Source organism: Bacteroidota bacterium, assembly GCA_016713765.1.
GTDB lineage: Bacteria > Bacteroidota > Bacteroidia > AKYH767-A > 2013-40CM-41-45 > Pollutiaquabacter > Pollutiaquabacter aromativorans.
In genome coordinates this window covers 1023646-1037342 of record JADJON010000001.1, presented here as the reverse complement: position 1 = coordinate 1037342, position 13697 = coordinate 1023646, and the positions used below count along the sequence as shown (strand labels likewise).

The window sequence follows — 13697 nt, the reverse complement described above, 5'->3', positions numbered from 1 at the left end:
CTCCCAAACGATCCCGGTCCATGAAAAAAGGTTCGACCAGCACCATTCACTGTTCACTATTCACTATTCACTGCTCACTCTAGCCTACACCTTCCCGACATTTCCCGAACCGGTAATCCTGGTTTGCAGGTGTGCGGGCTCGGATACATAGTAAACGTTTCCGGAGCCGGTGATGTCCACCTTTAAGTTGTTGGCGACATCGACCTCAGTATTGCCACTGCCGGTGATGGAGATCGCGCTGGTGAACATTTTCAACTCGCGGGCATTGATGTTGCCCGAGCCGCTGATGCGGATATCGGATTCCGCGACGCTTCCGGAAAGTGACATCGTGCCGGAGCCGGCCAGGGCGGCCTTGAGCGACTTCGCTTCGAACCGGCCTTTGATATCACCCGAGCCCGACAGGCGCAGGTTCAGGAAATCACAACTGAAAGTGCCGGTAGCGGTGATGTTGCCGGAGCCTGTTAGTTCAACCAGGCAGAGCGCGGGCATTGTGATGTAGATGTTCACGCCACTCTTGGAACGAAAATCTCGGGTGAAATCAATCACCAGCTCGTCGTTCTTCACTTCTGTGGTGATCTTGGACAGCAGGTTGTCATCGGCTTCGATGCGGACATCCTGTTTGTCACCCTGCGCAACGATCACGTTAGCGCCGCAGCGCAGGTCGATACCGTTGAAGGCGGGCAAGTTTCGTTGTTCGGATTTCGGATGGCCCGAACCTTCCAGGTTACAGGCGGAGGCATTCAGGCTGATGAAGAATGCCAGGAGGGCGAGGATGGGTTTCATGGGGTGAGGAGTTATGGGGTTGGAGTGAGGGGTGGGTGGGTGGGTAGGTCGTAATTAGAAACTAGTAACTGGTAATTAGTAATTGGTGATTGGTGATTGGTGGTTGGTGGTTGGTGATTGGTCGTTGGTCGTTGATGAAATGACCTGAGGCGTTTCTACTATCCAAGAACTAATTACCAGTTACCAGTTACCAATCACCAACTTCGAATCACCATCCCGCGATCGTGATTCCGACATTCACCGGATAGAGCTCAGGACCTTTGTTGTCTTTGAAGAGCGAAGAGAAGTAGTAATCCGCGAAGAGGTTGAAGTTACCATAGCCCATCGCGAAGCGGGCGCCGTAGCGGAACGGGTTCAGGTAGAAGTTGTCGTAGGTCTTGGGTTTTTCGGTCTTGCCGTCGAGCTCATACTTCTGTTTGGTATGGGAACCGATACGGAGCCCAAGCATGGCGCCGGCAGTGAAGTGAAACGCCTTCTTCTTGTCCTTGCTGGTGAAGTACTCGAACAGTACGGGCACGGTCAGGTAACTGGCTGTGAGTTTCGACTTCTGGTATTTGATCTCACTGGTAGTGTCAACGACGGCAGAAACGCGTCCGTCTTTGTTGCTCAGGGAAACGTTGTTGGAGAAGCGGTAGTTATTCCAGGTAACGCCCAGTCCGGTGAGGAACCAGAAGTTACTCTTGCCGAGTTGCACGTCCTTCTGCAGCAGGTTGAGTCCGACCGAGATGGACTTCTCTTCGCGCAGCTCGAAACCGTTCCAGCCGGCAGGCAGACTGAAGGAGTTGTCGCGGGTCATGTAAGTATTCATGCCCAAATCAAGGCCCGCCCAGATCGGCTTCACGTCATGCTTCTTGCGCGCCTTGAGGCTGTCCTTTGCGGAGATGATGAGCACTTCCGAATCCCCAAAGGTCAGGTGTGTCGTATCGCGTTTGATGTTGAGCGACTCGTTGGTGACTACCCGCCCCAGGCCGGTGACGTTCTGCGAAATGTTCTTGGGAGCGTTCTTGTAGGCGACCGTACCGCTGCCGCTGATGTTCGTGTTCAGGTTATCGGTAACATCGATGCTGCACTTACCCAGGCCGGAAATGCTGGCATTGCAGTTGGTGGCTTTCAGATCGAGCGCTTCCACTTTACCGGAGCCGGAGATCTTGAGGTTGGCGTTGGTTACAGCGCCGCTGAGTATGATGGAACCCAGTCCGGAAATGTTCGCGCTCAGCGATTCGTATTGCACGTCGAGTGTGATCTTACCGTCGCCGCCGATATCGATCAGGAGGGCCTTTCCCGTAAAAGTCGATTGACCCATGATGCTGGCGCGACCGGAAACCTCAATACGCTCGAGGGAGGGCAGTGCGATGTAGATCGTCGAACCGGCGCCGTCGATGTTCAGGGTACCACCATCGACGCGGGTCTCAGTAGCTTCGCTACGGTCACCGCTGACGATCTTGACTTCCTGGGTTGCATCCTGACGGATGAAGACCTTGGCCACGGAGCGGATATCGATTCCGGTGAAGGGAGGCAACTCCCGGGTTTCCGTGGTCTGTGCGCTGGCACCCGTCATCCCGAGGATAGCCAGTGCGAAAGAGAGCATGAAGCGTTTCATATGTGTAGGATTTAGTTTGTTTTTCGCTTGTTTATGAATAGGACGGTTGAGTGGGGCGGTTGTTACAGGATGAGAAAAAAAAGTGCGAGACCGGGAGGGAGGGACGTGGGACGAGGGAGGTGGGACGAGGGACGAGGGACGTGGGACGAGGGACGAGGGGGTGGAAACTGGGAATTAGTAATTAGTAATTTGTAATTAGTAATTGGTTATTGGAGATTAGGGATCTTTATGAAGCCTGGTCACGGCTTGGTCAATCGATAAAAAGGGTTGCGACGGAAGATTCGTTGTCACAATCACTGAAAACACGAAACCCGCCTGCCTGCCTGCCTGCCTGCGCTAAAGCTTCGGCAGGCTAGCACGAAACTCAAAACACGGAACACGCCTGCCTGCCGAAGCTTTAGCGTAGGCAGGGAACTCGGAACATTTTCACCTCAGTCCCGTTGCTCGGACCTACTTACCGGCCGGAACGACGGATGGAGAACTTGCCGATAGCGAGTGCGTAGGTGTTGGATTGGGTGACGGGATCCGACTGATGGTCGACGGCTACGTCGGAGCCGGTCGCTTCTCCCAACTTCCGGGCGCCTTTTTCGACGATCTTCCAGAGTTGTCCGTCTTTGGTAGTCTGTTCACGCAGACCGAGCTCGGCGAGTTCCTGCTCGGAGAAAATATCGGCCAGGGATTCACTGCCGTTGACGACACCGGCCGGACGTAAGGGTTCGGATTTGGCGGGAGTTGGTTGCTGCGCGAACACCGGCTCCGGTAGTGGCGATTGCTCAGGCTGAATGCTCTGCTTTTGTTCCGGCGACTGCTCCCGGATCTGCTGCTTCGGTTGTTCGAAGATCGGACGCGGAGCCGGCGCTTTTTGCGCGTAAGACGAGCCCGGATCCGCTGCCACCGACTTCTGCTTCTCTTTGAGCTGACGAACAGGTGCCGATTCTTTGGAAGTGTCCACCGGCAAACCGGCGTACTGCGTCGAAGGTGGTACTTGCTTTTCCAGCGGCATGATCCGCTTTTCCGGATTGGAAGTATCGGAAGAATCTGCAGGAACGACGTGACGATCGGCCGTCATCGGTTGTTCTTCGGAACGGAAGTAGACATACGCCAGGAGTAAGATCACAATGGCAGCAGCGATGGAAAGCGACTGATATACCCGGGTCCGGAAGGCAATGACGCGTCCTCCCTTCTTTAGGCTATTGTGGTCAGGGAACACCACCGAATGATCGGGCTCGATGCGAAGGCGGGCGATCAACCCGGACTCCTTGCGAAGGGCCGGCTCCTGCTCGAAACGCTTTTGAAGTTGCTGCGCTTCAAGAAGGGACAAATCACCTTCGTGCAGCGCGATCAACTGCTCGGTATCGTGCTGGTCGACCGATGGTTTTTTCAGCAACAAAGATTTCTCCGAAAAAACGACCGGCTCCGGCTCCAACGTAATAGCAGCAAACTGCTCAAACTCTTCCCGCAGGTCCGGATTCTGATCCAGAAAAGCCAACACCTCCGCCTTCAGCGCATCGCTGAGGTTCCCCTCGTGGTAGTCGAGGAAGAAGGATTCGTAGTTGGATCGGGTTAACATGAGGGACGAGGGGCGAGGGGCGAGGGACGAGGGTTGGAGGTTTAGGGCTTCCTGCCTACGCTAAAGCTACGGCAGGCAAGCGGGTTCCGGGTTTCGAGTTTCGAGTTTCGAGTTTCGGGTTTCGAGTTGAAAAAGGACTATTTACTATTTACTGTTCACTATTCACTGTTCACTATTCACTGTTCACTGTTCACTCCTCAAACAACCACCTCCAACGACCCGATGTACTGCTTGAGGAACAATCGGGCGCGGTAGATGTAGACTTTGACTTGTGATTCGTTGAGGCCGGTGATCTGGCCGATTTCGGCGTAGCTGTAACCTTCGAAGTCGCGCAGCGTCAGCACGGCTTTTTGGATCTCCGGGAGTTTGTTGACCGCCTGGTGGAGGATCTGTTTGAGATCGGAATACTGTTGGGAATGCTGCAGACTTTCTTCGTGCGCTTCGGTGAGTTCGCTGGTGCGCGACTTTTTCCGGATGCGGTCGATCATGGTATGATAACCCGTGGTGAACAGGTAACTCTTGGCCTTGTTTCCGTCAATGTTATCCACGTTGCGCCACATTTTTTCGAAGGTATCCTGCACCACGTCACGTGCCTCGTCTTCATCCCGCATGTTCTTCAGGATGAAACGGTACAGACCGTCTGCGTGCCGCTCGACACAATCGTTGTATTCTTTTGTGGTCATGGTTCCCGGTGGGGGTCGGAAATCAGTGATCTAATTATGGGACGGGCTCCCGGGTCATTTGTTACAGGCCAGGGATTCAATTTATATTATTGATTATCATATACTTATCAATAATTTCAGGAATATGCCCGATGCCGTGACGAGGGCCCCGGGAAATGCACGGGAATTCGATAAATTCAACATCGCTGCCGACCGGCATTACACCGAAGCTATGAAAAAGAACTGCTACCTGATCCTGTTCCTCTTGTTTTTAACGCATCACAGCTTACGCGCTCAGCTCATCGTCAACAGCGGCGTGCTGAACCCGCAGCAACTGGTACAGACCCTGGTGGGTCCGGGCGTGACGATCAGCAATGTTTCGTTCACCGGCGTGCTCACGGCCACGGGCTCGTTCACCGACACTACCGGAAACCTGGGCATGAGCAACGGCATCGTACTCACGAGTGGTAGTCCGCTTCGCATCCCGGGACCGAACAACCTCGACAGCGCGCAGGTCGACAATCTGCAGCCGGGCGACCCCCAACTCGACACGGTGTACAACACGTTCACCTTCGACGCGACCATTTTGGAATTCGATTTCGTTCCGGCATCCGACACCTTCGCTTTCAACTACCGATTCGGTTCCGAAGAGTACAACGAATTCGTCAACCTCGGGGTGAGCGACATCTTCGCGTTCTTCGTCAGCGGTCCGGGTATCAACGGAGCGGAGAACGTAGCCCTGATCCCCGGCACCACCACGCCGGTGACGATTGACAGCGTCAACAACGGTTTCACGCCCGTCGGAACACTCTCAACCGGCCCGTGTGTGAATTGTCAATACTACATTGACAACCTAAACGGCACCTTTCTGCAGTACGATGGTTATACGACCATCCTCACGGCCGGCCGGAAAGTCTCGCCCTGTCTCACCTACCACCTGAAGATGGTCATCGCCGACGTAGGCGACGGCATCTATGATTCGGGCATTTTCCTGGAAGCCGGCAGTTTCAAGTCCACCGCCGATTTCCGCATCCAGTTCAACGGACAAAACGCTCCTTCTACCGTGCGTGTTTGTCCGGGTGATTGCGCCGTACTCACCGCCCCTACCCTGCCCAATTACTTGTGGAGCAACGGAGAAACGACCCAGTCGATCACCGTGTGCAGCGACGGGCAGTACAACGTGAGTACTTCCACCGGCACTTGTTCGGCACAAAGCAACAACGTCTTCGTACAAATCACCGCGGGCCCCGACACGCCGGTCGTAAGCATCGTGAACGATACGGCTTATGCCAGCGTGAGCGGTTCCTTCCTTTCCTACCAGTGGTACAGCGGCGGTGTTCCCGTGAGTGGAGCTACCGGCAGCAGCCTTGCGCTGCCGTTCCCCGGCTGCTTCCGCTGCGAAGTGACCGACCTCCTGGGCTGCACCGCCATCAGCGATTCGGTTTGCGATTTCGTGCTTGGACTCGGCGGCGCTCCTCAGCAGATCGCGTTGGGTATCCGGACCGGCCCCGACGGCTCGTACACCCTGCTCCGCGAACAGACCGGCAGCGCGCAAGTAACAGTACGCGACCTGATGGGACGCACCGTATCGGTCACCACCTGGGAAGCGGGTAGCCGCGAGCTGCGGTTGTCGATACCGGGCGAGCAGGCTGTTTACCTGGTCTCCTACTTCGACGGCGAGCACAGTGCAAGCCGAAGGATCCTGCGCTGATTGTTGGTTAAACAGTAAACCCCTTACCATCCATTGCATTCCCGGTGCTTACTTTTGAGCATCCGATCCAGCTATGACCGAACAGGAGCAGATTTCCGTTTTCGATATGTTCAAGGTGGGCATTGGTCCGAGCAGTTCGCATACGCTCGGTCCCTGGCGTGCCGCTCAGCGATTTCTCGAGTACCTCGAACGCGCTGGTGGTTGGCAGTCCGTGAGCAGGGTTCGGATCCAGCTCTACGGTTCACTGGCAAAGACCGGTAAAGGTCACGGAACCGACATCGCCCTGCAGCTCGGCTTGCTGGGCGCCGATCCGGTGACCTTCGACGTGAATGCCGTACAACCGACGATCGATCGTATCCGTGAAAAGCAGGAACTCCACCTCGGCGGCAAGCACCTGATCCGTTTCGTTCCCGAAACCGATCTCGTCTTCCGCATGAGCGAGTCGCTTCCCTTCCACCCCAACGCGCTGGTCGCCGAGGCTACGATGGCCGATGGCCGTGAAGTGTCGGCTACGTATTACTCGGTTGGCGGTGGCTTCGTGGTGACCGAAGGCGAGACCGAGCATGGCAACAGCGGCAAAGCCGCCTTCCGGTATCCGGTCAACAGCGCGAAGGAAGTACTGGCGTTCTGTGAAACCACCGGGCTGCCGGTATCGGAGATCGTGCTGGAGAATGAACGCTGCTGGCAGGACGAAAAAACGATCCGGGAAGGCGTACTCAACATCTGGCAGACGATGCTCACCTGTGTACACCGGGGATGTCATTCGACCGGAGAGTTGCCGGGCGGACTGAAAGTGACCCGCCGCGCCGCCGCGCTGAACGCCAAGTTGCTGAAAGGCGCAAACCCGGGAACGAGCGCCGCCTGGCTGCAGGCCATCCGCGAGGGCGGCAGCGGCTTTCAGTACACACTCGACTGGGTGAGCTGTTTTGCGTTGGCGGTGAACGAAGAGAACGCCTCGTTCGGACGCGTGGTCACGGCTCCTACCAACGGCGCAGCCGGTGTGATCCCGGCGGTGCTGCTTTATTACGTATTGTTCTGCGACGGAGCAGAAGACGACCGCATCGTACGGTTCCTGCTCACCGCATCGGAGATCGGCAGCATCTTTAAGAAAGGCGCGACGATATCGGCCGCGATGGGCGGTTGCCAGGCAGAGATCGGCGTATCATCCGCGATGGCGGCCGGCGCCCTGACCGAACGGCTGGGCGGCAATCCGCAGCAAGTGATGATGGCCGCCGAGATCGCGATGGAACACCACCTCGGACTCACCTGCGACCCGATCAAAGGCCTGGTGCAGATCCCCTGCATCGAACGCAACACCATGGGCGCGGTGAAAGCCATCACAGCCGCGCAGCTCGCGCTGCACAGCGATCCGAGCAAGGCGAAAGTCAGCCTCGACGACGTGGTCAAGACCATGTGGCATACCGCGCTCGACATGAACCACAAGTTCAAAGAAACCGCAGAAGGCGGATTGGCGGTGGCGGTTCCGTTGGGGTTGAGTGAGTGCTGAAGGGAGGAGCGAGATGCGAGGGGCGAGGGACGAGGGACGAGGGACGAGGGACGAGGGGCGAGGGACGAGGGGAGGGACGAGGGACGAGGGGCGAGGGACGGGGGACGGGGGACGAGGGACGAGTCGGGAGGTACATGTTGGGGGTTTTGATTTCACAGGCTCGCGTCACTGTACCTGAATTATTACCATTCTTCATTCAGGCGGCTTACGGAGCGACATTTCAACCGGGCTTTATGAACTTCAACGTTGCGCTCCTTCCATCCTGTGCTTCCAATTGCAGCAGGTATAGGCCCGGAACACACGCCTGCATTGGCAGAACACATTGACCCTGTCTTATTTCCCGGCGCATGATTCTCTTACCCTGCGCATCCCAAACGATGATGAACCCTTCGAGCAGTTGCGAACATTGAACGACTGCATTTCCGTTTACATATTCCACCTCACAACCCGGCTTAAGGTCATTTAGCTGCTCGTTTTTCAGAAGCAAATCGTAGCCAACATAACGAGCAACTATCGGCAGGGTGTCCCCGTTGATCACATTGAAGGCCCCGCCAATAAATAGATCCCCGCCAGCGAAGCAGAAATCCGAAATGCCCAAATCTGTCGTCATACCCGGGATTACTTCTGACCACTGGGTCCCATTCCATTTTGCGAACTGGTTTACAGGTATGCCACCCGCATTGGAAAACGCACCCAGCGCGTACAAATGATTCTTGTATACTTTTAGTTGAAAAGCCTGAGCATTCAAACCGCCTCCAACATCCCGTAGCGTCTGACCATCCCACCGCATGATGAAATCATCCGGCAACCCGTTACCAGCATGAAAAACGCCGCTGATAAAAAGTTCGTTCTGAAATACGGCCATTGATGCCACATAATCAATACCAGGCGACAACAAAGCAGATCCGAACGATTCGAACGCGCTACCGTTCCAACGCTCTAAATCGTGGATACCGGTCAAGGTATCATAGAAATTTCCCCCAGCGTACCAATGATTCTGATAATACGCAAGTGCCGTGACCAAGCCCCAATCCGTAGGTAGATCCAAACATTCCCACTGGGAGCCGTCCCATAGGGCGACACGCGAACAATGCTGATTCGAAATTGAATCAAACCCTCCGGATAGGCCCAGCACACCATTACTTAAGCTTGCGGCATTCACAGCCCCATTGAATGAACCCAATGTAGTATCCCAATTCGCTCCATTCCATGCATATAACCAGCGGTCTTTGCCATCCGGATACTTGCGCATAATTGCGCTGGAAAAAATTGCACCCTGGTATTGAAACAAATTATAAATCGGAGTCCCATACGGCGCACCACTATCCATCGGAGCCCAAGACGAAAAGTCCCAATTGATGATTTTATTAGCACTTATACCATTCATCTGACTGAACCACCCACCGACAATCAGGGATGTACTCAGGGAGTCATAATGTAAGACTCTACAATCCCCATTATATTGGAAAATCAACCTTTGCCATTGCGCGGTAGAAAGATGGTTTAGCAGACCAAAAAGCATCCAAACAAGGAATATCCTGCTCTTCATTTCACCACTTTCAGTTTAAATAATTCTCCATTTCGGCCTGCTACGCTTAATACATAGACGCCCGCTACCCATGCAGTTGTGCTAATCTCCACTGAGCTTGAATTTGAGACAGTAGTCCAAATTTCCTTACCTAACGTATTGCTTACACTCAATCTCCAATCTTGCTCCGTTTTATTTTATGCAAATATTTCTACCAGTAGATTCTCATTAAAAGGAACAGGGAAAGCAAGCAATGAACCTCTAGGAGTATCGACTTCAGTAATTCCAACAAATGGGCTTAACTTAAACATTGTAAGGTATGTATCCATATTACCCAGCAATTGTCCACTTTGCCAATAGTATCCTGAAACCATCTGCTGAGGAATTGACATGGGCAAACTAGACCTTGAATCACCATAAAGAACCAACTTTCTTCCAACCACCTCACATCCAAATCCCTGATCATTATCGCTACCTCCAAAATATGTAGACCACGAAAGGTTGTAAAAAGGATCCATCTCGAATACATAAGCATCAGTCATTCCCTGATGGAGTAAATTATAAGAAGTGGGTGTAGAACAATACGGAAACTCCCCCAAATTTGGGTTGCCACATGATCCAGCTGGGTTGGTAGAAGTTGTATTCCCTGTGATATACAAGAAATCGAATTCATCGAATGCTACGCCAATGGCTACGTCGCCCCCACCCCCTCCGATATATGATGAAAATTCTGGTGCCCTATTCTTAAATACTGAAATAAATCCATCACCTGTACCACCATAATCTTGGAAATAATTACTTCCATTATTAATAATTGGGAAGCTTGGGGGAGCTATTTGTGTGCTATTTGTGTAGCCAACTAAGGCAAACTTTCCACTAGTCACTTTTGAAAGAGACAACGGTTGCCAAGCTGAAGACCAATCATTACTTGCTCCTCCAAAATATGTTGACCAAACAAGATTATTCTGATTGTTAAACTCTCCAATAATGCAATCGTAATCACTTGACGATCCGCTATTAAATGAATTATCAAAGTAAGCACCACCTCCAGGATTACAATCTGGGAACTCTCCTTGACTATTTGCCATGCATGGCAAACCAACCGTTCCGGGATTGTGTGGCAACGTCGATCGAGTAGTTCCTGCAATGATTATATCACCCGAATTAGAGATTTTAACCCCATTTATTTGATCATCGCCATCACCACCGTAATAGCTTGACCAGACACAATTATTATTCTTGTCAAACTCCATAATGTATCCGTCGGACTTACCCAACGAACCCGCAAAGGCAGATTGATTGTAGGCGCCTGAATATACTGAAGGTACAATTGGGAAAAATGGCGGAGTGATTTGATCGGAATAAGTATACCCGGAAAGAAATACATTCTCACTATTATTATCAACCTCAATCCCTAATCCTCCGTCACAATTTGCTCCCCCAATATATGATGCATATAGCAAATTCGAGCCATCTTCTGAGAATCTGGCAATAAAAGCGTCAAATTTCTGAATACATAAATTGGTTGATTGCAAGGTGCTATAGAAGAAATTGCTCCCGGCACTTACAGTTGGCAATGGTAATAAGCCATTACCTGGACTATCAGTAGATCCTGTTACATAAATGTTTCCATTTACTTGGTTTACACTAACGCCTCGAGATATTTCAAGGCCGGATCCGCCGTAAAATGTAGTAAAATAACGATTACCATAAGGCCCAGCAATTGGTTGGCCGCTCCATGAAGTTACAACCAAGTCCGTCCCCCCACGAAAAATCATCTGATAAGCTCCTGATGTAATGATTGTGTTTGAGCTTCCATTTAGATGAGAGGTTGTGTAAAAATGTTCACCCGCGCCCTTACAGATTACGCCAGCCGACTCCCCAGAAAAGTCGCCAAAATATGAACTCCAATATAACGACCCAATTTGACTACTTGGCCATGTGGTACTTTTTGACAATTCGATAATCAAAGATTTATCAAGGTCATATGCCCCCCAATTACTAAATGACCCAACATCTGCAGTTGGGAGGCTCCAATTCAATTGCCACGGTAAATTAAAAATTGCATTCAAACTATCCAGCTGATAAACATGAGGCCGATCAAAAGAATATGCGCCAATTGGGCAAGCTACCTCTAAATCCCACCCTCCATTTATCATTAAACTTGTCTGTCCCGAAAACGCCAATCCAATATTACTAGGATCACTTCCCGGCTCACAAACAAAGAGGATCTTTACACCTGCATTGTTGCTGCTAAACAATACATCTATTCCAGACCACACTTTTTTAAAAAGCAAACTACCAATACCGTAGACATTAGTAATACCGTTAGGGCAATGGCCTAAAAAGTAATTGAGATACCCCGCCTCCTTCAATTCATCTATAGGCATTGCCTTAGAGTAATTGCCACTACCAAAGAAGGTGACATCTATCCTATGCAACGTGTCTGGTAATACTCCAGTAGGATCAAAAGCACTCCATACCATGTGCATTTTTCCCTTACCGAAATATAGTTTCGGACAACCGTTTGCAGTATAATAATCTACAGATTCATTCGGTTGCCAACTAGTGTCTGTTATTTGCCCATGGTTTGGATAATAAAGTCCCGCAACAGAAGGCGAATCCGCCTGCGGCATTTTGGTATAAAAATCCGATCGGTACTTAAGCGTTACGGTCTGTAAATTTCCGTTTATTGTTGCCTGGCCACTCACAAAGACGCTTCCGAAAGCATCTGCAGCAATGGAAGCGGCTTTATCCAACTCATGCGAATTTCCATCATAGAACTCACGCCACAATTCGTCTCCAATATCAGAAAATCCAATTGTTAGCATATCAAATTGCAAATCACGCACAGCATACCCTGTCACTACAATGTGCCCCCAGGCATCCAGGCATAACGAGACAGCTGCGTCATCCTTCTGCTCCAAATCAATTACTTTTTTCCATTGCTGAACCCCTCCAGATGAGTATTTTATCAGCACGAAATCAAAGCCGGTCGTAGCATCATTCGCCTGTCCGCACACATATACATTGCCGTTTGCGTCGACCGTCAGATCATTTCCAACATCATCATAGATCCCACCATAAGTTTTTACCCACAAAACTGCCCCGCTGGGTGCAATTTTTACAGTTTTAATCTCCTGCCCGACACCATTTTCGTAACTGCCTCCGGTAATATAAACATTGCCTAATGCATCAGTTTTTACGGCTTGCGCATGGTCAAATCCCGAAGAGGTACCGGTCACCCGGTTCACCCCCAACTGGATTCCCGCATCATTATAGAACACCGTTGCATAATCCCAATTAGTGAGCGAAGATTGACTTCCCCCCGTCACCACCAGCGTACTGCCTTCCCTGCCAAGATCAAAGGGAACATCGTTGAGTCCGGCATAGTCATATGTCTGCTGCCATACAATGGCACCATCCGAAGCAGAAAAAGAAAAAGTGTGGTAATTCAAGACTGTCGTAGAATCCGAAGAGGCTCCTGTTGCGAAAACTCCACCATTATCGGCCAGTATAGCTGTTGCGACATCAAACGTACCCGCAGGACCATCCCACGAATTCACCCAATCGATGATCCCATCGTCAGACACCCGCATGAACAACATGTCAAAGCTGTTATTCCCCAATGTTTGCGTAATGCCGGAAACATAAAGAAAGCCATTAAAGTAGGCCAAGTCGCTCACCTGATCACGTCCATTTCCGACGCTGCTCCAACTAGCTTCCCACTTTACACCTCCATCCGTGCCGTACTTTACAATCAATACGTCAGCACCTGTTATCGGATCAACCCGAAATGTCCCAACATACAAGTTACTGTCCTCATCGAGAATCACCGGGGTTTTAAATATGGAATCAGTTTCTCCCGCATAGGCCGCCCAATCACGGACAATGGCTGGAAGCTGCTGGGCATAAGTAAGAGTGTGAACTAAAAGCAGGAGACATAAGAAAATTCCTGAAACACAAACTGGAGATTCTTGGCTTTTGTTTTTCATGTTAATGTATATTAAAATTTTAGTATCAATGTGACAGCAGATTAATTAAAAGGGCCAAACAATGCTATCTGAGTATAAACGTAACGAATTTTTCAGAAACATGAAAATACTTATTATGAACAGTCTTCACTGGTTATTATCCCGGATCACAATGCTACAACACGAGTTGCCTAGCCCCGATTGAGTCTCGTCCTGGTTAGTCGGTGAGTAAAGGGAATATGCCGCGTGACGAGACGAAAGCGGGTACGCCGGTGAGTCGAAGTCGGAATGCTCCGCTCCTAATTTTTAAAATTTTGAGGATCAATTTGGGACTGACAATTTTACCGGGTACGAAAAAGGCA

At 51.2% G+C, this 13697-nt stretch carries 9 protein-coding genes; 2 read left to right on the top strand and 7 right to left on the bottom strand.

All coding sequences use genetic code 11. The features are described 5' to 3' along the window. Positions 1 to 84 precede the first annotated feature (84 nt). The 4 genes from IPJ96_03970 to IPJ96_03955 form a co-directional block, all read right to left on the bottom strand. Entirely contained in the window at positions 85 to 783 is a 699-nt protein-coding gene (locus IPJ96_03970; GenBank protein ID MBK7909506.1) for a DUF2807 domain-containing protein, read from the bottom strand. 208 nt (positions 784 to 991) lie between these two features. After that, positions 992 to 2383: a DUF2807 domain-containing protein gene (locus tag IPJ96_03965; protein ID MBK7909505.1), complete on the bottom strand. Its 1392-nt coding sequence runs from the start codon at positions 2381 to 2383 to the stop codon at positions 992 to 994. A 454-nt stretch (positions 2384 to 2837) separates the two neighbouring features. Continuing rightward, positions 2838 to 3953: a hypothetical protein gene (locus IPJ96_03960; GenBank protein MBK7909504.1), complete on the bottom strand. Its 1116-nt coding sequence runs from the start codon at positions 3951 to 3953 to the stop codon at positions 2838 to 2840. Between the two features lie 197 nt (positions 3954 to 4150). Continuing rightward, entirely contained in the window at positions 4151 to 4636 is a 486-nt protein-coding gene (locus IPJ96_03955) for an RNA polymerase sigma factor (protein MBK7909503.1), read from the bottom strand. Positions 4637 to 4772: 136 nt separating this feature from the next. Here IPJ96_03955 and IPJ96_03950 point away from each other — a divergent pair, with 136 nt between their 5' ends. Both IPJ96_03950 and IPJ96_03945 read left to right on the top strand, forming a co-directional pair. After that, positions 4773 to 6326 carry a choice-of-anchor L domain-containing protein gene (locus IPJ96_03950; protein MBK7909502.1) on the top strand — a complete coding sequence of 518 codons (1554 nt, stop codon included), beginning with the start codon at positions 4773 to 4775 and terminating at the stop codon, positions 6324 to 6326. Between the two features lie 73 nt (positions 6327 to 6399). Beyond that, a complete protein-coding gene (locus IPJ96_03945) occupies positions 6400 to 7833 on the top strand; it encodes an L-serine ammonia-lyase (GenBank protein MBK7909501.1) in 1434 nt (477 codons plus the stop codon). A 220-nt stretch (positions 7834 to 8053) separates the two neighbouring features. Here IPJ96_03945 and IPJ96_03940 read toward each other — a convergent pair whose 3' ends face one another. The 3 genes from IPJ96_03940 to IPJ96_03930 are packed head-to-tail and all read right to left on the bottom strand — an operon-like array spanning position 8054 to position 13356. Then, positions 8054 to 9382: a hypothetical protein gene (locus tag IPJ96_03940; GenBank protein MBK7909500.1), complete on the bottom strand. Its 1329-nt coding sequence runs from the start codon at positions 9380 to 9382 to the stop codon at positions 8054 to 8056. Beyond that, the gene (locus IPJ96_03935) at positions 9379 to 9534 is read right to left on the bottom strand and encodes a T9SS type A sorting domain-containing protein (protein MBK7909499.1); all 156 of its coding nucleotides are present in this window, start codon (positions 9532 to 9534) and stop codon (positions 9379 to 9381) included. Before IPJ96_03935 ends, IPJ96_03940 begins: the two co-directional genes overlap by 4 nt. A gap of 24 nt (positions 9535 to 9558) precedes the next feature. After that, on the bottom strand, positions 9559 to 13356 hold the full coding sequence (locus tag IPJ96_03930; protein ID MBK7909498.1) for an SBBP repeat-containing protein: 3798 nt from the start codon (positions 13354 to 13356) through the stop codon (positions 9559 to 9561). Positions 13357 to 13697: the final 341 nt, after the last annotated feature.